The sequence below is a fragment of the Xanthomonas campestris pv. badrii genome, from assembly GCF_012848175.1.
Taxonomy (GTDB): domain Bacteria; phylum Pseudomonadota; class Gammaproteobacteria; order Xanthomonadales; family Xanthomonadaceae; genus Xanthomonas; species Xanthomonas campestris_C.
The window spans coordinates 1,241,431-1,262,516 of the sequence record NZ_CP051651.1 but is presented as its reverse complement, the minus strand read 5'-3'; the positions used below and the strand labels follow the sequence as shown (position 1 = coordinate 1,262,516).

Sequence of the window (21,086 nt, the reverse complement as noted above, 5' to 3'; positions counted from 1 at the left end):
TCCCCGCCTTACGTTGACGACGCCATTGCATGAATCCTAACTACCTCGACTTCGAGCAACCCATCGCCGATCTGGAAGCCAAGATCCAGGAACTGCGCAACGCCAGTACCGGCCCTGCAGTCAACGTGGAGACCGAGGTGCGGGCGCTGCGCGACAAGCTGCGCGTGCGCACCGCGCAGATCTTCCGCGACCTGTCGGCCTGGCAGATCTCGCAGCTGGCGCGCCACCCACAGCGCCCGTATACGCTGGACTACATCGGCACCATCTGCGACGAATTCCAGGAGCTGGCCGGCGACCGCGCCTATGCCGACGACAAGGCCATCGTCGGTGGCCTGGGCCGTATCGACGGCCGCCCGGTGGTCGTCATCGGCCACCAGAAGGGCCGCGACACCAAGACCAAGGTGGCGCGCAACTTCGGCATGCCGCGCCCGGAGGGCTACCGCAAGGCGCTGCGCCTGATGAAGCTGGCCGAGCGCTTCCGCCTGCCGCTGCTGACCTTCATCGACACCCCCGGCGCGTATCCCGGCATCGGTGCCGAGGAACGCGGCCAGTCCGAGGCGATCGCGCGCAACCTGCTGGAAATGGCCGAGCTCAAGATCCCGGTGATCTGCACCGTGATCGGCGAAGGCGGCTCCGGCGGCGCGCTGGCGATCGGCGTGGGCGACCGCACCCTGATGCTGGAATACGGCACCTATTCGGTCATCTCGCCCGAAGGCTGCGCCTCGATCCTGTGGAAGGACGCGGCCAAGGCCAAGGACGCCGCCGAACAGCTCGGCCTGACCGCCAAGCGCCTGAAGGGCCTGGGCCTGGTCGACAAGGTCATCCGCGAACCTACCGGCGGCGCGCACCGCAACCCCGAGCAAATGGGCAAGCGCCTGAAGGCGGTCCTGCTCAACGAACTGGACGCACTGGAAAAGATCCCGGTGGAAACCCTGCTGCAGCAACGCTACGAGCGGCTGCGCAGCTACGGTGCCTACGAAGGGCATTGATCCACGTGCACGACGACCGGCCGCGCCGAGCGCGCGGCCATGGGAAAGGATGCCTCACCCGCATGTCATGTCCCCACTTCTGCTGATTTCGCTGTCGCTGCAGGCCGCCTGCTGCGTCCACGTGGTGCGCAGCGGGCGCCCGTTGTACTGGATCTTTTTACTGCTGGCGTTTTCGTTGCTGGCGGTGCTGGTCTATGTGTTCGTGGCGGTGATTCCCGACCTGCGCAACGACCCCGGCGCACGCCGCAGCCTCAAGCGCGTGCGCAACACCCTGGATCCGCAACGCGAACAGCGCGATGCCTCGCGCCGGCTGGATGTGGCCGATACTCCGGAAAATCGTCGCCAGCTCGCTGAAAGCCTGCTGGCACGCGGCGATTACGCGCAGGCCGCCGAGCATTACCAGGGCGCGCTACGCGGGCTGTACCGCGACGATCCGCACCTGATACTGGGCCTGGCCAAGGCACAGTTCGGGCTGGGCCAGCCGCAGCAGGCGCGGCAGACCCTGGATGCCCTGATCGCGGCCAACCCCGGCTTCCGCTCGCACGACGGGCATCTGCTGTACGCGCGTGCGGTCGAAGACTGCGGCGATACCGATGCCGCGTTGCACGAGTACGAGACATTGGCGCAGGGTTATCCCGGCGAAGAGGCGCGCTTACGCTATGCGCAGCTGCTGCAGCGCACCGCGCGCAGCGACCAGGCCAGGGCAGTGTACGAACAAGTGCTGCGCCATGCCGCGGCCTCGCCCAAGCATTACCAACGCGAGCAACGCGCCTGGGTCGACCTGGCACGCAAGGGCCTGCGCGAGCTGGACACCGGCGCATAGCGCTGGCGATCCCAAGACCTACAGCACCACCCAGGTCAGGCCTACACAGCAATGCGGTGAGCAGCGCTCAAAACGGCTTGGCCAACACCAGCCAGATCACGCCCACCAGCAGGATCACCGGCACTTCATTGAACCAACGCAGGGCCCGACCACCGGGCACGGCACGCCCCTGTTCGGCGCCTTTGACCCAGCGACCGGACACGATGTAATGGGCAAGAATCAATGCCACCGCAAACAGCTTGGCGTGCAGCCAGCCGCCAGCGACCATCGTCGGGAAATCCGGGATGACCCGGTAGCCCTGCCAGAGCACCGCGCCCAGCAGCAGCGCCAGGCCGAGCATGCTGTGGCCGAATGCATAGAGCCGCCGCCCCATCAACACCAGGCGCGCGCGCACCGCGGTGTCGCTGCCGGCTTCGGCGATGTTGACCAGGATGCGCGGCAGGTAGAACACCGCCGCCATCCAGGCGATGACGAACAACAGATGGAAGGTCTTGATCCACAGATACAAGGTCATGCGCTGGCTCCGCTGGCTCGCGTAGGATGGCCCGCATTTTCACCTATCCAAGGGCGCGAAAGCGCGTCACACATGTCCACGCCCGATCACAAACTTTACGACGCCGCCTATTTCACCCGCTGGTACCGCAACGCGGGCCTGGCCGACCCGGCGCGCCTGCGACGCAAGGTTGCACTGGCCATCGCGCAGGCCGAGTACTACCTGGAGCGCCCGATCCGCAGCGTGCTGGATGTGGGCTGCGGCGAAGGCGCATGGCGCGCCCCGCTGCTGGCGCTGCGCCCCAAGCTCAGCTACCTGGGGTTCGACAGCAGCGCCTACGCCGTGCAGCGCTATGGCCGCAGCCGCCAGATCCATTCAGCCCGGTTCGGCGACTTCGCCTGGCTGCGCCCGTGCGCGCCAGTGGACCTGTTGATCTGTTCGGACGTGCTGCATTACGTGCCCACGCGCGAGTTCAACCAGGGCCTGCCGGGGTTGGCCGAGATGTGCGCGGGCGTGGCGTTTCTGGAAGCCTTCGCCGAAGAAGATGCGTTCGAGGGCGACCACGACGGCTTCCAGGCGCGACCGGCGCGCTGGTATCGGCGCCGCTTCGCCAGCGTGGGCTTTACGGCGCTCGGATCGCACTGCTGGTTGTCGCCGCTATTGGCTGGAGAAACCTCTGCGTTGGAGCGCAGCTGAGCAGATGTTTGCGGCTGCCGGCGACCGGGAGAAGGCGCCTCGCAGGGGCGGATTGCGATGACGCCTGGCTTGGAGGCGTTGGTGGAGAGCCAGGTTGCATTCGAGTACGCGAGGGCTTCGCCCCGTACCCTCACCCCAACCCCTCTCCCGCAGGAGAGGGGCTTGCTTCTGCAGGTCAAGGGACTGTGCTGGCTCGCGCGATCTTCAAGCCGCGCGAGCTGTTCCTTCTCCCTCCCGCCGGGAGAAGGTGCCCCGCAGGGGTGGATGAGGGTACGTGCGAAGCCTGGTGGAGATCGAGCGTTGAAGAAAGTTCAGCGCACTGGCCTGCGCCCCGACCTCACGTGTTCCTCCCCATGCAGGAGAGGGACTCGTCCAGCCGCGGCAGCGGGTTCTGCGCCGAACGCGCGCTTCCGGTGCGCGCAGCCGTCCAAGCATCAACACTTGCAGCAAACCAGACCGCGGCAAATCAACGCGCTCGCGCCTGCCCTCAATCGTATGACAGCCTCAACCGTCCGCAGCCCCATTAAGGTGCAAATGCGCCAAAACCGGTATGCTGCGTGGCAGCAAAACCGCACGGATGGGTGGAATGCTTTATCAACTGCATGAGCTGACCCGCAATCTGCTAGCCCCCTGGGTGCATCAGGCCCAGGCGAACGCCAAGATGTTCTCCGACCCGGACAGCCTGTGGGCCTCGCTCCCGGGCGCCGAACGCATGGCTGCCAGCAACGAGCTGTTCCACCGGCTGGGCAAGGAATACGAAAAGCCTGCCTGGGCGCTGGACGATGTCGAAGTGGACGGCCACTCGCTGCCCATCATCGAGCGCGAAGTGCTGAGCAAGCCGTTCTGCCGCCTGTTGCGTTTCAAGCGTTTCAGCGACCACGTCGAGCTGATCGGCAAGATGAAGGAGCAGCCGGCGGTGCTGGTGGTGGCGCCGTTGTCCGGCCACCACGCCACCCTGCTGCGCGACACCGTGCGCACCCTGCTGCGCAACCACAAGGTCTATGTCACCGACTGGGTGGATGCGCGCATGGTGCCGCTGGAAGCAGGCGCGTTCCGGCTCGAGGACTACATCACCTATATCCAGGAGTTCATCCGCCACATCGGCGCCGAGCGCCTGCATGTGGTGAGCGTGTGCCAGCCCACCGTACCGGTGCTGGCAGCGGTGTCGCTGATGGCCAGCAACGACGAGCCCACCCCGCGCTCGCTGGTGATGATGGGCGGCCCGATCGATGCACGCCGCAGCCCCACCCAGGTCAATAACCTGGCCACGGAAAACGGCATCGAGTGGTTCCAGAACAACCTGATCCACACCGTGCCGTTCCCGTATCCGGGCCACGGCCGCCAGGTGTATCCGGGCTTCCTGCAGCACGCCGGTTTCCTGTCGATGAACCCCAACCGGCACGTGATGTCGCACTGGGATTTCTACACCGACCTGGTCAAGGGCGACCTGCAGGATGCGCAGGCACACCGGCAGTTCTACGACGAGTACAACGCCGTGCTCGACATGCCGGCCGAGTATTACCTGGACACGATCCGCGTGGTGTTCCAGGAGTTCCTGCTGCCGCAGGGCAAGTGGAAGGTGGACGGCCAGCTGGTCAAGCCGTCTGCGATCCGCAACACCGCGCTACTGAGCATCGAAGGCGAACTGGACGACATCGCCGGCCTGGGCCAGACCGAAGCCGTGCACGATCTGTGCACCGGCATCGACGCGGCGCACCGCCGCCATCTGGTGGTGGAAGGTGCCGGCCATTACGGCATTTTCAGCGGCCGTCGCTGGCGCGAAGTGGTGTACCCGCAGGTGCGCGAGTTCATCGCCCGCTACGATGCCGACCCCGTAGGCAGCCGCGACCCGGCCACCGTCACCCCGATCCGCAAGCGCGGCAAGCGCGCCTGATCCGAGAGAAAAATCCCCGGCTCGACCGGGGATTTTTCGTATTGAAGCTACCGGCCAACAGCGCAGCCAGTGCCATCCAGGTGGCGGTAGTCGCCTCGCGTCGAGACATGCGCACACCATGCGCTGCACATTCACGCGGCAGCATCGCCACTGTTGACCAGCAACTGCTTGGCGAACATGCCGTGCAGCTTGCCGACGCCGCGCGCCAGATGCAGCGTCACTCGGGCGCCCCGTGGCTGCCGGCCACGCCTGCAATGACCTCGGCTTCGCTCTTGCCCTGCTGCTCTGCCAGTTCGGCACGCAGATATTCTTCGGCGTCGTAAAGCGCGTCCTGGATCATTGCCGGGTCTGCGACGGGCAGCGCCTGGCGCAACTACAGCAGATAATCGGGAAGGGTGGTCGGCAACGGACGTGGGGATGCGCTCGTCATCATGAGTGGGCCCCCTCCAGCACGGAATCAACGGAATCACGGGTGGCACGCCAGGCGGCGGTCCAGTCGCGCAGGCAGTCACGCCCGCTCTCGGTCATGCGGTAATAGCGTCGCGGCGGCCCGGAGGCCGATGGCTCGACATGGCTCTGCAGCAACCCCGCCCCTTCCAGGTTGCGCAGCACCGGATACAACGCACTCTGTTTGCCGCTGAGCACGCCCTCCAGCCCCTCCAGCCGTTTGGCGATCAAATAGCCGTATAGCGGCTCCCCGGCCTGGGCCAGCACTGCCAGCAAGGCCAGCGACACGGTGCCCGCACTCAGCTCCTTCTGAAATTTGCGTAGGTGGATATCCGGCTCGCTCATCGGCCATCTCCGCTAGGTCGAAGGTGATGCTATGTAGAACCCAGCTATAGTGAATGTACCGGTAGTCATGGGCGGGGATTGGGGATTCGGCATTGGGGATTGGCCAAAACAAACACAAAGCCGCGGTCGCCAGCTTGTTTGAGCAGTGTCGGCATCGCAGCGAGCTCCACCGAAAAACGCAGCGCCGCCGTTGCGAATCCCCAATGCCGAATCCCCAATCCCCGCCCACTAGCGCCCGCCTGCGCAAACCCCAGTGCGTTCATGAGCTTAGAACCTTTGGGTTACTGCCTTTCCGCCGGGGCTCTACTACAGTCAACGCCCCCCTGTGCCGATAAACCTCGCTCAGGTGGTTTTCATTTTCGATAGGGCAATGCGATGCAACTGACACGCTTGGCGCAGCCGGCCATGGCTGATATTTCCTTTGGTGCCACACGGCGCCTGTGCCTTGCGATTGGGTTGGCATTGCCGGGCCTTGCGCTGGCGCAGGTGCAGCCTGCACCAGCCAATGCCGAACAGGCCGTGGCAGAGCCCGCCAAGGCACCGGTCACCGCCGCGCCGGCCACCGCCAAGGGCTACCCGCAGGAAGCCCAGGGTTGGGGTGCCAAGCAGGGCGGCAACATGTGGCAGGTGCGCTGGGCCGAAGACTGGTCGTATCTGAAGGATCCATCCAAGCGCAAGAGCAAGTTCGATCCGCTCAAGTACATCCCGCTCAGCGAAGACGGCGATGTGTATGTGTCTCTCAGCAACGAGCTACGCGTGCGCAGCAACACCATCACCAATCCGGGGCTGATTCCCGGCAGCCACTCGCAGCAGCAATACCTGTTCCGCGCGTTCTTCGGTGCGGACCTGCATGTGGGCGAGCACTTCCGTCTATACACGGAACTGGCGCACGGCAGCCTGGATGGGCGCAACGAAGGCGCCAAGACCGGTACCCAGGAAAACAACGCGATCCTGCAGCAGGTATTCTTCGACGTGAAGGGCAACATCGGCGGCGCCGACACCGGCCTGCGGGTCGGCCGCCAGGTGTTCGTCGACGGCCCCACCACCTTGATGGCGCTGCGCGACAACACCGATATCTTCGTGACCTTCAACGGTGTGCGCGCCTGGGCCATCGGCGAAAAGACCCGCGTGGACGTGTTCGACTTGAACTTCAACCTGGATGGCACCGAAGGCCTGGGTGACGACCGCATCGACCGTTCGCGGCATTTCCGTGGCGTGGTCGGCGGCTATCGCCTGCCGACCGCCAAGCCGATGTACCTGGAGCCGTTCTTCTATCAGTTCCGCAACGACAACCAGGTGTGGGGCCGCCAGACCGCCGAAGAACACCGCAATTACTACGGCCTGCGGCTGTGGGGCAACGTGGGCAAGCTGCGCACCGACTCGTTCGTGACCGTGCAACGCGGCAGCTACGGCGGGCGCGATCTGCGTGCCTACATGGCCAGCACCTCCAATGCCTGGTCGCTGAGCGACACCGGCTGGAAGCCGCGTCTGGGCTTCCACAGCGAAATCGCCTCCGGCGGCGGTGGCACCTCCGGCACCGGCACGCTGCGCAACAACAACTTCCTGTACGGCAATACGATCTACTTCAGCTGGGCCACGTTCTTCGGCCCGGTGAACCTGGTCACCGCCGCGCCGACGTTCACCTTCTCGCCCACCTCCAAGATCACCGTGAACCTGGAATGGGAAACGCTGTGGCGCCAGACCACCAGCGATGCGATCTACAACAACCAGGCGCGCGCCTATGCACGCACGCAGAGCACCGGCGAGCGCCGCATCGGCACCATGCCGCGCATCAACGCCACCTGGAACATCGACCCGAACTGGTCGGTGACCTTCCGCGCCGAGCACCTGATGGCCGGGCCGGCACTGGAAAAGGCCGGCTACGGCGATTCGACCTTCGTGATGGGCTGGTTGAACTTCCGCTTCTAGGCAGGCGGCGGTGCGCCTGCACAGCGACACATCCACATGCCGCGTCCTGTCAGGGACGCGGCATGTTGCGTTTCGGCGTCACCACTGCCGTGGGCGCGGTGACGGCGGCGCGCACGCCTTGCGCCTCGAGGCGATCGCACCGGTTCGGCCATGAAGCTCCGGGGCGCTGCTGGCGGACCAGGGCGTGCCCTCAGGCTCCACTCGCCAGCTGAGGCATGCGCCATGCAGCTGACGCGTCGCGGCACTACTGGATCGTCGTGCTCGCGCGCTCGGCAAGCCGGCTGGCCGGCACTGGCCAGCGATCGTCTGCGGCACCATCCTCGCGTCGGGCGTACCGGGCGACGGTCAGATGCTTGCCATCGCCGTCGGCCTGCAGTGGGCGCGCCTGTCCGCGCAAGGCAGGCGGCAGCTCGGCAAGTCGCTGCGCAAGCGGCCGGGTATCGGCGGGGCGATCGCGCAACCACAGCAGGGCGCTCACCACACGCACTGCCGCGGCAGTGTCCTGCAGCTTGTGCTGGTAATCGGCATGGTCGAAACGCGCCACGCTGACCAACAGGCAGCCGGTGGCATTGGCCACGCAAGCCACCGTGGCCGTGTCGGGCGTTGCCACCATGCCAGGCGGCAGCGCCTGATCCTGCGCCAGCACTGCCCGCACCGGTGCGCTGCAGGCCCAGGTAAAGGTCGGTGCCAGCAGCGCCTGGGTGCGCTCGCGGTCCAATAGTCGTGGCGAAATGCGATCCAGCCAGTCGCGATCGCCCTCCTGGACGGATGCGTCCTGCAGCATCGAAAACACCAAGCGCGATTCGCCGCGCAGCGCATTGCACAGCGAGATCTCTTCCATCGCCGCCGGTGCGAATGCCGCGGTGCACTGCGCAGGCAGCGGCGGCTGCGCCGGCAACTCGGCCAGCATGTCTGCAAACAGCTGCGCGTTGCCGCGCAGCATCGCCGCGCCGATCATCGTGACCGCCAGGTTGTCGCCGCTACGCAGCAGCACCCGGGCAACCTGCGCGCTGGCGCAGACATCGCTCAAGGCCTGGGCGGTACGCCCCTGGACGAAATCCAGTGCGCTGGCGGTCATCGACAGCGGCATCCGCGGCAGCTCGGGCAAGGTCATGTCGGCGCGTGGCCGGAACGGGCTGCGGTAGTCGGTGTAGTCGGCCAATGCCCGCATCCTGCTCAGCATCGGCGCCTGCGCGGCCAGCGCATCGGCATAGGCCTGCGGTTGTTCGCGCACGCGCTGCAAACATCCGCCAGCGCTGGCATTGCACAGCGCTGGCGCGGTGGCTGGCCAGCTCGGCAGGCGCGGATAGTCCGCGACGGCACTGCGAAACGGCGCCTGCCGTGGCAGCCGATTCAGGCGTTCCACGTCCTGGGCCAGCACGGTCTCGCGCTGCGCGTCCGGAACCGCGTAGGACAGCGACCACAGCGCCACAAACATATTGGGCCCACGCAACGGCGGCAGCGGTTGACGCAGCTGTGCCAGCGCCTGCCGCTGTGCATCGGGAATGGGCCAACGTTGGGAGACGGCATACAGCGCCGCCACTACCGCAAGCAGGATGCACACACCGAGCAAGGCGGTCTTGAGGAACTTGGCAAGCATGTGCACATCCATCCCTGGGAAGCTATGCATCTTAGTGCCATCGGCGCAGCCCCGCGACAGGTGGACGAAAACGCGTCCACGTATCGACATTGCGTTCTTTAGGCAGGCAAACGCAGCGGCAACCGATTGAATCACACGCCCGCGCAATGTCCGGGCAAGGACAGCGGACGTTGGCGATCGCCTGCCGTTTTTCAGGCAGCGGAGTTGGGAAGGCGGGGTTGCGGATAGCAGTGGCGGCCGTACCCTCATCCGGCGCTACGCGCCACCTTCTCCCGGCGGGAGAAGGGAGAGCCCTTGCCTTTGCCCTTGCCTTTGCCGGCGCCACTGACACTGCAACCGCCTCTGCCCGGCAGTTGCAGTTCCCGCAGCACCGACCGAGCGCGGCAGTCCGACAGTGAGTGAGCGCGTTTACCAATCCCGAATGCCCACTCCCCAATCCCCGCCCCGCCTCCACCGAGCGCGGCCGAATGCCTACACTATGCCGATGTCCGAATCCCCCACTCCGCACGCCCGACCTTCCCTGCAGCGCGTCTTCCTGACCGGGTTGCTCACCCTGCTGCCGGTCTGGCTGACCTGGGTGGTGGTGAAGTTCGTCTTCGCGTTGCTCTCCGGTATCAGCAGCCCCTGGGTGGTGCCGCTGTCCGAACGCATCGCCGCCTCGTTTCCGGATTACCTGGGCTGGATCAAGGCGCTGTGGGTGCAGAACACCATCGCCCTGGTCGCCACGGTGGCGGCGATCCTGTTCGTCGGCATCCTGAGTCGGCGGGTGATCGGCCAGCGCCTGCTACGCTGGTTCGAGGCGATCATGCGGCGCATCCCGCTGGCCAGCGTGGTCTACGACAGCGCGCGCAAGCTGCTGGATATCCTGCAGACACAACCGGGCAGCACCCAGCGCGTGGTGCTGATCGACTTCCCGCATCGGGACATGAAGTCGGTGGGCCTGGTCACCCGCGTGATCAAGGAACACGGTACCGGCCGAGAGCTGGCCGCAGTCTACGTGCCTACCACGCCCAACCCCACCTCCGGTTACCTGGAAATCGTGCCGGTGGAACTGCTCACGCCCACCGACTGGAGCGTGGACCAGGCGATGAGTTTCATCATTTCCGGCGGCGCAGTGGCGCCGGAATCGGTGCCCTTCACCCGGACTGCGGATCGCTGAGACCATGACACAGGTGCGTACCCTCGACGATCGTGCGGTACGCCTGTTCATTGCGCTGGCCGCGTTCTTCTGCGTCAACGCCGCGCTGGCCGAGTTCATCGGGGTCAAGATCTTCGCGCTGGAAGACACCCTGGGCATCGCGCCGCTGAACTGGAACCTGTTCGGCCAGACCGGCTCGCTCAGTTTCACCGCCGGCACCTTGTTGTGGCCGGTGGTGTTCATCATGACCGACACCATCAACGAGTTCTTCGGCAGCCGCGGGGTGCGTTTCATCTCGTGGGTGGCGGTGGCGCTGATCGGCTATGGGTTCGTGTTTGCGTTTGCCGCCATCGCCTTGGCCCCCGCCGGCTGGTGGGTCACCGCCGCGCAGAGCCAGGGTGTGCCGGACTACCAGGCCGCGTTCGCGGCGGTGTTCGGACAGGGGCTGTGGACCATCGGTGGCTCGCTGGTGGCGTTCCTGTTCGGCCAGTTGATCGATGTGTCGGTGTTCCACCGCATCCGCCGCGTCACTGGCGAAAAGCACGTGTGGCTGCGCGCCACCGGCTCCACCGCGGTCTCGCAGCTGGTGGACAGCTTCGTGGTGATCTACATCGCCTTCGTGCTCGGACCCCAGCACTGGTCGATGGATCAGTTCCTGGCGGTGAGCACGCTCAACTACGTCTACAAGATGGGCTTTGCCGTGGCCCTGATCCCGTTGCTGTATCTGGCGCGCCGCGGCATCGGCGCCTACCTGGGCGCCGAGCGGGCCGCACAGCTGCGCGAGGAAGCCGCCGCCGATTGAGCGGGCGCGGTGGCAGGCGCGGCGGCGGCGCCCGATGGACTTGGCCTCTGCCCAATGCCGCGTTGCACCATGCCGGACCGACGGCGCGCCGGACGGCGCCTTGCATGAATTGCCGATAGGCGCTCCGTCCCCGGTGGGTGGCTCTCACGGTGCAGATCGGGCAAGCTCCCCGCTCGCTTGTTTCCGGAGCCGGTAATGCCCCTTAGCTTTTCCCGCCTGCTGTCGCTGGCGCTGGCCGCCGTGTTGAGCCTGTCAGTGGCAGCGCCTGCCGATGCGGCCAAGAAGAAGACCGCCAAGGCACAGACCACGCAAACGCGCGCGAAGGCGAGCAAGGCCAGGAAGACCACCAAGCCGGCCAGAAGCAGCAAGGCCGCCCAGAGCGGCAAGGGCAGCAAGACCGCCAAGGCCAGGCCGCGCGCCGTGGCCGCGCCGGTGATGCTGACCAAGGCACAGCAACTCAACCTGCTCTACGACCAGTACTGGGATGCCTCGCTCAAGCTCAATCCGCTGCAGGCCACCTTCCAGGGCGAGAGCCGCTACAACGACCAGCTGCCCAACTTCCTGTCGCCGGCGTTCCGCCAGCAATCGCACGATTTCACCGTGCTGTGGCTGGGCAAGGCCGAAGCGCTGGGCCCGGACGGCCTGAGCGGCCAGGACCTGCTCAGCTACCAGATCTTCGTACGCGATGCGCGCAGCGCGCTGGCGGCCGAGCAGTTCCCCAGCTGGATGCTGCCGATCAACCAGTTCTACAACATCGCCAGCATCGCGGTGGTGCTGGGCTCGGGCACCGGCGCGCAACCGTTCAAGACGGTCAAGGACTACGACAACTGGTCGCGGCGCGCGCTGGGCATCCCCGACCTGTTCGACCAGGCCATCGCCAATATGCGCGCCGGCATGCAGGCCGGCGTGGTGCAGCCCAAGGTGCTGATGCAGAAGGTGCTGCCGCAGCTGGATGCGATCATTGCGCGCACCGCCGAAGACAGCCTGTTCTGGGGGCCGATCCGCAACCTGCCGGCCGATATGCCCGAGGCGGAGAAGCAGCGCCTCACCGCCGAGTACAAGCGGCTGATCGAGGGGCGCATCCTGCCGGCGTATCGCGCGCTGCGCGGCTTCATCGCCACCGAGTACCTGCCGGCCTGCCGCGACAGCGATGGCCTGGCAGCACTGCCCGGTGGCGCGGCGTGGTACGCCTACGACGTGCGCCAGAGCACTACCTCGGACCTGAGCCCGGAGCAGATCCACCAGATCGGGCTGGACGAAGTGGCGCGCCTGCAGGGCGAGATCCAGGCGCTGACCAAACAGGTCAAGTTCCGCGGCAGCCTGCCCAAGTTCTACAAGTTCATGCAGACCGACAAGCGCTTTGGCTTCCGCAGCGAGACCGAGCTGCTGGGCTATTACCGCGGCCTGCAGGGCCGCGTGCAGGCCGCGGTGCCGCGCCTGTTCGCGCTGCAGGGCATCCCGGAGCTGGAAGTGCGTGCGGTGGAACCGCAGCGCGCGCAGTCCGCCGCCAGCGGCTCGTACATGCGCCCCGTCGTCAATGGCAGCACGGGCAACACGCCGGGCATCTTTTACGTCAACACCTCCGACCTGCCCTCGCGCAAGACCTGGGAAGCAGAGAGCCTGTACCTGCACGAAGCCATTCCCGGGCACCACTACCAGCTCGGGCTACAGCAACAACTGACCGACCTGCCCAAGTTCCGCCGCCTGGGCGGCGAGACCGCCTACATCGAAGGCTGGGGGCTGTACGCCGAATCGCTGGGGCGCGAGCTGGGGCTGTATCAGGACCCGTACAACTACTACGGCTACCTGCAGAACGCGCTGTGGCGCTCGATCCGGCTGGTGGCCGATACTGGCCTACACAGCAAGGGCTGGACCCGCACCCAGGCCATCGACTACATGCTCGACAACTCGGCGATGAGCCGCACCGATGCCGAGGCCGAAGTCGACCGCTACATGGCCATCCCCGGCCAGGCGCTGGCCTACAAGGTGGGCGAGATGAAGATCGCCCAGCTACGCGAGCAGGCGCAGCGCGAGCTGGGGCCGCGCTTTGACGTGCGCGCCTTCCATACCGAAGTGCTCAAGGACGGCTCGGTGCCGCTGGACATCCTGCAGGAAAAGATCCAGCGCTGGATTGCAGCGCAGAAGGGCTGAGGCCAACGATCGCGGCCGCTGAGTGTTGTGATCGGCCGGCCGTCGAGGCCAGGCCGTCGTCCGGGCGGGTGTCCATGCGGGACTGGCGTGCTGCGCGCGAAGGCGGCATGACCTTGCCAAAGACCGGCGTTGCACCGGCAACAGCCACTCCCGCTCACAGACTCAGTGCGCGCGCGTGAGGGTCATCAGCCCGCACGCGCCGCCGCCAGTGCGGCGATGTCGCGTGGCGTGGTGCGGCAGCAGCCACCGATCAGGCGCGCGCCGGCCGCCAGCCACTGCGCGTGCTGCTCGGCCAGGCTGCAGGCAGGCGCATCGCCGGCATGCCAGCGCTTGTCGGCTGCGTCGTACTGCTCGCCCGAGTTCGGATACACCACCAGTGGCAAGGTGGTCAGCGCCGACAGGCACTGCAATGCTGGTGTGACGCGATCCAGTGCGATGCAGTTGATGCCAACGGCGATCACCTGCGGGCAGGCGTCCAGCGTCGGAATCACCTGTGCCAGCGGCGTGCCATCGCTCAGATGCGCCGCATCGCGCAGGGTGAACGAGAACCACGCATGCAGCTGCGGAAATTCTTCCAGCAGCAAGCGCAAGGCGGTGATCTCACCGGCCGATGGCAAGGTCTCGCAGGCCAGTACATCCACCCCGGCTGCCGCCAGCGCGGCGATGCGCGGACGGTGGAAGTCCATCATCTGCTCCAGCGGCACCACGTAGTCACCGCGATATTCCGAGCCATCGGCCAGATACGCGCCATATGGACCTACCGAGCCGGCCACCCACAATGGCGCAGCATCCGGCTGCAGCTGCAGATGGTCGGCGCGTGCCTGCGCGGCCAGTTGCACGCTGCGTGCGATCAGCGCCTGCGACTGCGCCAGATCCAGTCCGCGCGCGGCAAACCCCAACGGCGAGGCCTGGTAACTGGCGGTGATCGCACATTGCGCACCGGCAGCGAAGTAGTCGCGATGCACCTGGTAGATCAGCTCCGGCTGCTCCATCAGCACCCGCGCCGACCACAGCGCATCGTTGAGATCGCACCCGCGGTGTTCCAGCTCGGTGGCCAGGGCGCCATCCAGCAGCACGTAGCCATCGTGCTGCAAGACCTGGCTGAAAGGCGCATGTACGCGCGGTTGGCGGGAAGCAATCGTCATGGGTGCAGTCTCCGGGCCGCAAGCCATTGGGTCAGTGCGTAGGCGCCATAACACAGCGCCACGAAGGGAATTCCGCAGTACAGCGCAATGCGCTGCTGCGGATCGAATGCCAGCCCGATGCAGGCCAGCAGACACAGCGCAAACCCTAGAATCGGCGTCCACGGATACCACGGCGCACGATAGGCCAGCGTTTCCACGGCGATACCGTCGCGCAGCAGCTGACGGCGAAACCGGTAATGCGCCGCGCAAATGCTCAACCACACCACCACCACCGCAAACCCGGACACCGCGGAAATCGCCACGAAGACGGTGTCGGCGGCGTACACGCCGGTCAGCAGGGCCAGCAGCCCGCCCAGCATGCTGAGCAGCAATGCCGGCAGCGGAATGCCGCGGCGGGTCAGCCGCGCGAGCCGGGCCGGCAGCGTGCCCTCGTTGGCCAGCGACCACAGCATGCGCGCGGCGGCGTACAGGCCGGAATTGGCTGCCGACAGGATCGCGGTCAGGATCACCGCATTCAAGATGTCCGCTGCATACGGAATGCCCAGCAACTCGAACGCGCGCACGAACGGGCTGGTGTCCACCGCCGCCTGGCTGGCCGGCAGCAGCGCGGCCAGCACCAACACGGTACCGACGAACAACACCACCAGCCGCACCAGGGTCGTGCGGATCGCCAGCGGAATCGCACGTGCCGGCTGCGCAGTCTCGCCGGCGGCCACACCGATCAACTCGGCGCCGGAAAAGGCGAAATTCACCGCCACCATCGTCATCAGGATCGGCAGGGTGCCCTGCGCAAACCAGCCATCGGCACGCAGGTGGCGCAGGCCCGGCGGCGGCGAGCCATCGGCCAGCGGCAGCAGGCCCACCACCGCCGCACCACCCAGCACGATGAAGACACCAATGGTGATCACCTTGATCAGCGAGAACCAGAATTCGCCTTCGGCAAACCAGCGTGCCGACACCGTGTTCAAGCCGAAGATCAGCGCGCAGAACAGCAGGCACCACGGCCACGCCGGGCTGTGCGGAAACCAGTACTGCATGCAGAATGCCGCGGCCGTCAGGCTGGAGCCCAGCGCCACCGTCCAGGTCAGCCAGTACAACCACGCCACCACGTAACCGGTAGCCGGCCCCAGATAGCGCGCGGCATACACATGGAACGCGCCGGTCTGCGGCATCGCCACCGCCAGCTCGCCCAGGCATTGCATCACCAGATACACCACCAGCGCGCCGATCAGGTATGCGATCACCGTGCCCAGCGCGCCGGTGCTGGCGATGATGTAACCGGTGTTGAAGAACAGGCCGGTACCGATCACCCCGCCCAGCGACAGCATCACCAGGTGACGCACCTGCATGCTGCGCTGGAACTGCGGTGCGTTGGTAGACGATGGTTCGGGCATGGGGACGCGTGATCGGGGGCGCTCCATCCTGCCACGCCCCCGCAGGCGGGCACAGCCGTGCACACCCGAGCTGTGACGCATTGCCTGCCGCTCAGCGGCGGGCGGTTATGCTGGCGATCGGTTTCTGCTCGGCCTTCCCATGCCACATCATCGCCTTGCGGCTCTGCACACATCCGCGCGTCACCTTGCCGCCAACGGCCTGCCCACGCGCTGTCCCGATCCCAATGGCGCGGTCCGCGCAAGCGATGCGGAGCCCGCTGCGCATTCGATTGCCAGCGCGCCCATGCGCTGCGCGCGCAGCGCATGGTCGAACGCATCGATGGTGACCGCCTTGCCTGGACCACTGCTTGGGAGCGCCGCATGATGCTGGCCGGCATCCACCACGTGGCGATCATCGCCGGCGACTACGCGCGTTCCAAACAGTTCTATTGCCAGATCCTGGGCCTGCGCGTGCTCGATGAGCATTACCGCCAGGCGCGCGACTCCTGGAAGCTGGACCTGGCGCTGCCCGATGGCGGCCAGATCGAGCTGTTCTCGTTCCCCAACGCACCCGCACGCCTCAGCCGCCCGGAAGCGCAGGGACTGCGCCACCTGGCCTTTCGCGTGCCAGACCTCGACCGCGCGGTGGCGCATCTCAACGCGCATGGCGTGGCCACCGAAGACATCCGCATCGACGAATACACCGGCCGCCGCTTCACGTTTTTCGCCGATCCGGACGATCTGCCGCTGGAGCTGTACGAGGTCGGCTAGCGTGTGTTCTTAGCAGTCGCCGCCAGTGCAAGAAAGTAGCATACGGTTAGAACAGCCTAACCTCGACTCTTGTGGTGTCGGCCGCAGGACTCAGGTCAGGGAAGATGCTGCCGCTATCGAGAGCGCGGCGACGCCTCGCCGCAGCGGCGTCGCAGGCATGGATGCGGCGGGCCAACAAACGCCATGCCGGAATTGCACGCATGTCTCACTTCATCCTGCGCCTTGTCGTCCCTGTAGCAATCGTCCTTGCCAGCTGCGGCTTTCTTTTCCCAAAGCGGTATGTTGCGCCAAAACCCGGTGAGCCTCTCGCTACCCTGACGCTTGCCAAGCCCATCAGGCCCGCCGTGATTCCTGTCGAACCAGTCCAATACTTCGATATCTTCGACGATGCCAGTTGTGCAAAGGGCGGACATAGCGGATTTCTGGGCGCGTTGACTGCTCCAGTCAAGGGCATACTCGGTAAGTTGAGTAATAATCAGCCCCGGGAAGAATATGCGATTGTCCCCGACAAGCAGCTCTTTTTACGCGCACGAACCATACAAACACTCGACTCACGCCGTCGAAGCCTGACCACCAACAACTGCACCAATCTTGTGTCATTCACGCCGACGCCCGGAGAGCACTACGTCGCCAGCCAACTCTACGACGACGCACGCTGTCAGCTGATTGTCACCGATGCGAAGACCGGCGTTGCCCCGGTAGATCTGGAATTTGTGCCGATTTCAGGAGAGTGCCATGCCGATTGAGCGCCTCCTTCTGACGGCATTGATGATGCTTCTGGCCGGCTGCGGAGCGATACGCAGCTCGGCGATCTCCTTGTCGACATTCGACGAGCCACGCGACGGGCCACGTGCGCGCCTCCGTTTGGTTACCGAGCGACCGGCGCCTGAGCTCTATCCGAACCGCACCTGTATCGGCGGAAACATCCATGGCGCGGGTATTGCGCCAAGCTCACGGCCGGGGCCGTTCGGCACGGGTGCCGGGCAAAAAATCGGCATTCCCGCCGTTGCTGTCAGCGGAGGACGCTTTGTGACCGAAGCGCATCTTCGTGCGGGCGAGCCGATCACTCTGTCGCTATCGGCAGGTGGCTGCATGGATAACCGCTGCTCGTTGAATACACCGCTGTGTACCGTGAGTCGCAGCTTCGTTCCGCAAGCAGGTCAGGACTATGTGGCGACCATTCTGTCGCATGGGCCAGAATGCGAAGTGGAAGTCTCCCGCATCGTCATTCAACAAGGAAGAACGCGTCTGATGGCGGAGCAAACGTCGCCTGCATCTCGCTGCGCTGCTTCAAACTGAACGCTGCATCTTTCCGCCACCATACCCCGCGGTATACATTCGCGGTCAGGCCGCCGACGGCGACCACAGTCATCCCTGGGAGGGGACACATGCGCAAGACCTTCAAGACCCTGATGCTGGCCCTGCCGCTGGCCACCGCGTCGCTGCTGGCCCAGGCCGCCGATTCGCCGGTGGGCCGCTGGAAGACCATCGACGACGAGACCGGCAAGCCCAAATCGGTGGTGCAGATCGAACAGCTCGGCAACGGCACGCTCAGCGGCAAGGTGGTCGAGATCCTGCAGTCCAACAACGGCCCCAATCCGATGTGCGACAAGTGCGACGGCGCGCTGAAGGGCAAGCCGATCAAGGGCATGACCATCCTGTGGGGCCTCAAGCCCGACGGCACCGCGGTATGGAGCGGCGGTTCGGTGCTCGACCCGGCCAAGGGCAAGACCTACAAGGCCAAGATCACCCTGACCGAAGGCGGCAAGAAGCTGCAGATGCGTGGCTACGTCGGCATCGAAGCCCTTGGCCGCACGCAGACCTGGGTACGCGAGTAGCTGGGATTCGGGATTCGGTAAGAGCAGGCGCCCGCGAGGGCGCCTTTTTTGCGCGTCCCCATCCTGACGCCGCATGCGCGGCCAAGCACCTGCGCGCCTCGACAACACGGCCACATGACCCTGCTTTGACCGATTGCCTAATCCCGATTCCCGATTCCCGATTCCCAGCCCCGATCCCGGCTCCCGACTAGTGCGATAATCGGGTGTCCCCCGCATTACGCCTGCCATGACCCGCACCGCACTCGTTACCACCGCCCTGCCCTACGCCAACGGCCCACTGCATCTGGGGCACCTGGTCGGCTATATCCAGGCCGACATCTGGGTGCGCGCGCGCCGGTTGCGCGGCGACAAGACCTGGTTCGTCTGCGCCGACGACACCCACGGCACGCCGATCATGCTGGCCGCCGAAAAGGCCGGGGTGACCCCGGAAGCCTTCATCGCCAGCATCCAGGCCAGCCATGAGCGCGATTTCGCGGCGTTCGGGGTGACCTTCGATCATTACGATTCGACCAATTCGCCGGTCAACCGCGAGCTCACCGAAGCCTTCTACGCCAAGCTTGAGGCCGCCGGCCACATCAGCCGGCGCTCGGTGGCGCAGTTCTACGATCCGGCCAAGGGCATGTTCCTGCCGGACCGCTACATCAAGGGCATCTGCCCCAACTGCGGCAGCGCCGATCAATACGGCGACAACTGCGAGGTCTGCGGCGCGACCTATGCGCCCACCGAGTTGAAGGAGCCCAAGTCGGTGATCTCCGGCGCCACGCCGGAGCTGCGCGATTCGGAGCATTTCTTCTTCGAGGTAGGCCATTTCGACGGCTTCCTGCGCGAGTGGCTGGCTGGCGACGTGGCATTGCCCGGCGTCAAGGCCAAGCTCAAGGAGTGGCTGGACGCCGAAGGCGGCCTGCGCGCATGGGATATCTCGCGCGATGCGCCGTACTTCGGCTTCCAGATTCCCGGCCAGCCGGGCAAGTATTTCTACGTGTGGCTGGATGCGCCGATCGGCTACATGTGCAGCTTCAAGACGCTGTGCGCGCAGATGGGCGAAGACTTCGATGCGCATCTTGTCGCCGGCACCCAGACCGAGCTGCATCACTTCATCGGCAAGGACATCGTCAATTTCCACGGCCTGTTCTGGCCGGCGGTGCTGCACGGCACCGGCCACCGCGCGCCCACGCGCCTGCACGTCAACGGCTACCTGACCGTGGACGGCGCCAAGATGTCCAAGTCGCGCGGTACCTTCGTGATGGCGCGGACCTTCCTGGACGTGGGCCTGGAGCCGGAGGCGCTGCGCTATTACTTCGCGGCCAAGTCCTCCGGCGGCGTGGACGATCTGGATCTGAACCTGGGCGATTTCATCGCACGGGTGAACGCGGATCTGGTCGGCAAGTTCGTCAACCTGGCCAGCCGCTGCGCCGGCTTCATCGGCAAGCGCTTCGACGGCAAGCTGGCTGAGGCGCTACCCGATGCCGCGCAGTACGACCGCTTCGTCGCCGCACTGGCGCCGATCCGCGAGGCCTACGAACGCAACGATGCCGCCAGCGCGATCCGCCAGACCATGGCACTGGCCGACGAGGCCAACAAGTACATCGACGACACCAAGCCGTGGGTGATCGCCAAGCAGGACGGCGCCGATGCGCAGCTGCAGTCGGTCTGCACCCAGGGACTGAACCTGTTCCGCATCCTGGTGGCCGCGCTCAAGCCGATCCTGCCGCGCACCTGCGCCGAGGCCGAGGCGTTTTTGTCGGCGCCGATGACCAGCTGGGAAGACGTCGCCCGCCCGCTGGCAGCGCACACGATCCAGCCCTACACCGCCCTGTTCACCCGTATCGACCCCAAACTGATCGACGCCATGACCGACGCTTCCAAGGACACGATGGCCGCACCTGCGGCTCCGGCTGCAACCACCAAGCCCGCACCGAGCAAGGCCGACGCAAAGCCTGCCGCCATTGCGAATCCCGAATCCCCAACCACCAATCCCGCCCTCATCGGCATCGACGATTTCGCCAAGCTCGATCTGCGCATCGGCAAGGTGCTGGTGTGCGAATTCGTGGAAGGCTCGGACAAGCTGCTGCGCTTCGAACTGGATGCCGGCGAGCTGGGCAAGCGCCAGATTTTCTCGGGCATCCGTGGCAGCTACGGGGAACCGGAGACATTGGTGGGCCGCAGCGTGGTCTTCATCGCCAACCTGGCTCCGCGCAAGATGCGCTTCGGCATCAGCGAAGGCATGATCCTCTCGGCCGGCTTCGACGGCGGCGCACTGGCGCTGCTGGATGCCGACAGCGGCGCGCAGCCGGGCATGCCGGTGCGGTGAAGCGGGATTGGGGAATCGGGATTTGGGATTCGTAGAAGCGACATCCGATCTGGTCTGCGAAACATACCCGATGCATCTTCAGCATCTGACTACTGAGAGCTTTCAAAAGCGGGTGTCGAGTCCATCTCTACGCCCCCCCGCGTTCAAAGCCCCTCTCCCGCCGGGAAAGGGGTTGGGGTGAGGGTACGGTGCCAAGCTTAGATGCCGTTCCAATTGCACGAGGCTTCGCCCGTGCCCTCATCCGCCCCTGCGGGGCACCTTCTCCCGCACGCGGGAGAAGGGAACACTCAGTCACCGCGCTTTTAACCACTCCCCAATCCCGAACCCCGAACCCCGAATCC

18 protein-coding genes and 1 pseudogene are annotated in these 21,086 nt (G+C 65.7%); 13 read left to right on the top strand and 6 right to left on the bottom strand.

Features of this window, described 5'->3' with window-relative positions:
* The first annotated feature begins 29 nt into the window (after positions 1-29).
* Both HG421_RS05460 and HG421_RS05455 read left to right on the top strand, forming a co-directional pair.
* Positions 30-989 (top strand): acetyl-CoA carboxylase carboxyltransferase subunit alpha, encoded by a 960-nt coding sequence (locus tag HG421_RS05460; RefSeq protein WP_169705548.1) that lies wholly within the window; start codon positions 30-32, stop codon positions 987-989.
* A gap of 67 nt (positions 990-1,056) precedes the next feature.
* Entirely contained in the window at positions 1,057-1,812 is a 756-nt protein-coding gene (locus HG421_RS05455) for a tetratricopeptide repeat protein (RefSeq protein ID WP_169705547.1), read from the top strand.
* A 67-nt stretch (positions 1,813-1,879) separates the two neighbouring features.
* Here HG421_RS05455 and HG421_RS05450 read toward each other — a convergent pair whose 3' ends face one another.
* Entirely contained in the window at positions 1,880-2,326 is a 447-nt protein-coding gene (locus HG421_RS05450; RefSeq protein ID WP_169705546.1) for a CopD family protein, read from the bottom strand.
* A gap of 72 nt (positions 2,327-2,398) precedes the next feature.
* Here HG421_RS05450 and HG421_RS05445 point away from each other — a divergent pair, with 72 nt between their 5' ends.
* The gene (locus tag HG421_RS05445; RefSeq protein WP_169705545.1) at positions 2,399-3,001 is read left to right on the top strand and encodes a class I SAM-dependent DNA methyltransferase; all 603 of its coding nucleotides are present in this window, start codon (positions 2,399-2,401) and stop codon (positions 2,999-3,001) included.
* A 550-nt stretch (positions 3,002-3,551) separates the two neighbouring features.
* Positions 3,552-4,895 carry a polyhydroxyalkanoate depolymerase gene (locus HG421_RS05440; protein ID WP_184369851.1) on the top strand — a complete coding sequence of 448 codons (1,344 nt, stop codon included), beginning with the start codon at positions 3,552-3,554 and terminating at the stop codon, positions 4,893-4,895.
* A 220-nt stretch (positions 4,896-5,115) separates the two neighbouring features.
* Here HG421_RS05440 and HG421_RS21425 read toward each other — a convergent pair.
* Positions 5,116-5,268 (bottom strand): annotated as a pseudogene (locus HG421_RS21425) (sensor domain-containing protein); the annotation flags it as partial.
* A 56-nt stretch (positions 5,269-5,324) separates the two neighbouring features.
* Positions 5,325-5,687 carry a PadR family transcriptional regulator gene (locus HG421_RS05430; RefSeq protein ID WP_169705544.1) on the bottom strand — a complete coding sequence of 121 codons (363 nt, stop codon included), beginning with the start codon at positions 5,685-5,687 and terminating at the stop codon, positions 5,325-5,327.
* Positions 5,688-6,062: 375 nt separating this feature from the next.
* Between HG421_RS05430 and HG421_RS05425 the strand changes: the two genes are divergently transcribed.
* Positions 6,063-7,616, top strand: coding sequence for an alginate export family protein (locus HG421_RS05425; protein WP_169705543.1), 1,554 nt, complete (start codon positions 6,063-6,065; stop codon positions 7,614-7,616).
* 244 nt (positions 7,617-7,860) lie between these two features.
* Here the strand turns inward: HG421_RS05425 and HG421_RS05420 are convergent, their stop codons facing one another.
* On the bottom strand, positions 7,861-9,228 hold the full coding sequence (locus tag HG421_RS05420; RefSeq protein WP_169708097.1) for a hypothetical protein: 1,368 nt from the start codon (positions 9,226-9,228) through the stop codon (positions 7,861-7,863).
* Between the two features lie 472 nt (positions 9,229-9,700).
* Between HG421_RS05420 and HG421_RS05415 the strand changes: the two genes are divergently transcribed.
* The 3 genes from HG421_RS05415 (at position 9,701) to HG421_RS05405 (ending at position 13,307) form a co-directional block, all read left to right on the top strand.
* Positions 9,701-10,375, top strand: a complete 675-nt coding sequence (locus tag HG421_RS05415; RefSeq protein WP_169705542.1) for a DUF502 domain-containing protein — start codon at positions 9,701-9,703, stop codon at positions 10,373-10,375.
* Positions 10,376-10,379: 4 nt separating this feature from the next.
* Entirely contained in the window at positions 10,380-11,156 is a 777-nt protein-coding gene (locus HG421_RS05410) for a queuosine precursor transporter (RefSeq protein ID WP_169705541.1), read from the top strand.
* Positions 11,157-11,351: 195 nt separating this feature from the next.
* Positions 11,352-13,307: a DUF885 domain-containing protein gene (locus HG421_RS05405; protein WP_169705540.1), complete on the top strand. Its 1,956-nt coding sequence runs from the start codon at positions 11,352-11,354 to the stop codon at positions 13,305-13,307.
* Between the two features lie 185 nt (positions 13,308-13,492).
* Here the strand turns inward: HG421_RS05405 and mmuM are convergent, their stop codons facing one another.
* Both mmuM and mmuP read right to left on the bottom strand, forming a co-directional pair.
* Positions 13,493-14,452, bottom strand: coding sequence for a homocysteine S-methyltransferase (gene mmuM, locus HG421_RS05400; protein WP_169705539.1), 960 nt, complete (start codon positions 14,450-14,452; stop codon positions 13,493-13,495).
* Positions 14,449-15,846, bottom strand: coding sequence for an S-methylmethionine permease (mmuP, locus tag HG421_RS05395; RefSeq protein WP_169705538.1), 1,398 nt, complete (start codon positions 15,844-15,846; stop codon positions 14,449-14,451). Before mmuP ends, mmuM begins: the two co-directional genes overlap by 4 nt.
* A 360-nt stretch (positions 15,847-16,206) precedes the next feature.
* Between mmuP and gloA2 the strand changes: the two genes are divergently transcribed.
* From gloA2 to metG, 5 genes are all read left to right on the top strand, one after another.
* On the top strand, positions 16,207-16,596 hold the full coding sequence (gloA2, locus tag HG421_RS05390; RefSeq protein ID WP_169708096.1) for an SMU1112c/YaeR family gloxylase I-like metalloprotein: 390 nt from the start codon (positions 16,207-16,209) through the stop codon (positions 16,594-16,596).
* Positions 16,597-16,796: 200 nt separating this feature from the next.
* Positions 16,797-17,342, top strand: a complete 546-nt coding sequence (locus HG421_RS05385) for a hypothetical protein (RefSeq protein WP_169705537.1) — start codon at positions 16,797-16,799, stop codon at positions 17,340-17,342.
* Positions 17,332-17,895, top strand: coding sequence for a hypothetical protein (locus tag HG421_RS05380; RefSeq protein ID WP_169705536.1), 564 nt, complete (start codon positions 17,332-17,334; stop codon positions 17,893-17,895). Before HG421_RS05385 ends, HG421_RS05380 begins: the two co-directional genes overlap by 11 nt.
* Before the next feature lie 89 nt (positions 17,896-17,984).
* On the top strand, positions 17,985-18,434 hold the full coding sequence (locus HG421_RS05375) for a DUF2147 domain-containing protein (RefSeq protein ID WP_169705535.1): 450 nt from the start codon (positions 17,985-17,987) through the stop codon (positions 18,432-18,434).
* A gap of 226 nt (positions 18,435-18,660) precedes the next feature.
* The gene (metG, locus tag HG421_RS05370; protein WP_169705534.1) at positions 18,661-20,745 is read left to right on the top strand and encodes a methionine--tRNA ligase; all 2,085 of its coding nucleotides are present in this window, start codon (positions 18,661-18,663) and stop codon (positions 20,743-20,745) included.
* Positions 20,746-21,086: the final 341 nt, after the last annotated feature.

Bases quoted from the DNA above. Each gene is read 5' to 3' on its own strand.
- HG421_RS05460 (WP_169705548.1), top strand. From the start codon at position 30: ATGAATCCTAACTACCTCGACTTCGAGCAACCCATCGCCGATCTGGAA.
- HG421_RS05455 (WP_169705547.1), top strand. From the start codon at position 1,057: ATGTCCCCACTTCTGCTGATTTCGCTGTCGCTGCAGGCCGCCTGCTGC.
- HG421_RS05450 (WP_169705546.1), bottom strand. From the start codon at position 2,326: ATGACCTTGTATCTGTGGATCAAGACCTTCCATCTGTTGTTCGTCATC.
- HG421_RS05445 (WP_169705545.1), top strand. From the start codon at position 2,399: ATGTCCACGCCCGATCACAAACTTTACGACGCCGCCTATTTCACCCGC.
- HG421_RS05440 (WP_184369851.1), top strand. From the start codon at position 3,552: ATGCTGCGTGGCAGCAAAACCGCACGGATGGGTGGAATGCTTTATCAA.
- HG421_RS05430 (WP_169705544.1), bottom strand. From the start codon at position 5,687: ATGAGCGAGCCGGATATCCACCTACGCAAATTTCAGAAGGAGCTGAGT.
- HG421_RS05425 (WP_169705543.1), top strand. From the start codon at position 6,063: ATGCAACTGACACGCTTGGCGCAGCCGGCCATGGCTGATATTTCCTTT.
- HG421_RS05420 (WP_169708097.1), bottom strand. From the start codon at position 9,228: ATGGATGTGCACATGCTTGCCAAGTTCCTCAAGACCGCCTTGCTCGGT.
- HG421_RS05415 (WP_169705542.1), top strand. From the start codon at position 9,701: ATGTCCGAATCCCCCACTCCGCACGCCCGACCTTCCCTGCAGCGCGTC.
- HG421_RS05410 (WP_169705541.1), top strand. From the start codon at position 10,380: ATGACACAGGTGCGTACCCTCGACGATCGTGCGGTACGCCTGTTCATT.
- HG421_RS05405 (WP_169705540.1), top strand. From the start codon at position 11,352: ATGCCCCTTAGCTTTTCCCGCCTGCTGTCGCTGGCGCTGGCCGCCGTG.
- mmuM (WP_169705539.1), bottom strand. From the start codon at position 14,452: ATGACGATTGCTTCCCGCCAACCGCGCGTACATGCGCCTTTCAGCCAG.
- mmuP (WP_169705538.1), bottom strand. From the start codon at position 15,846: ATGCCCGAACCATCGTCTACCAACGCACCGCAGTTCCAGCGCAGCATG.
- gloA2 (WP_169708096.1), top strand. From the start codon at position 16,207: ATGATGCTGGCCGGCATCCACCACGTGGCGATCATCGCCGGCGACTAC.
- HG421_RS05385 (WP_169705537.1), top strand. From the start codon at position 16,797: ATGTCTCACTTCATCCTGCGCCTTGTCGTCCCTGTAGCAATCGTCCTT.
- HG421_RS05380 (WP_169705536.1), top strand. From the start codon at position 17,332: ATGCCGATTGAGCGCCTCCTTCTGACGGCATTGATGATGCTTCTGGCC.
- HG421_RS05375 (WP_169705535.1), top strand. From the start codon at position 17,985: ATGCGCAAGACCTTCAAGACCCTGATGCTGGCCCTGCCGCTGGCCACC.
- metG (WP_169705534.1), top strand. From the start codon at position 18,661: ATGACCCGCACCGCACTCGTTACCACCGCCCTGCCCTACGCCAACGGC.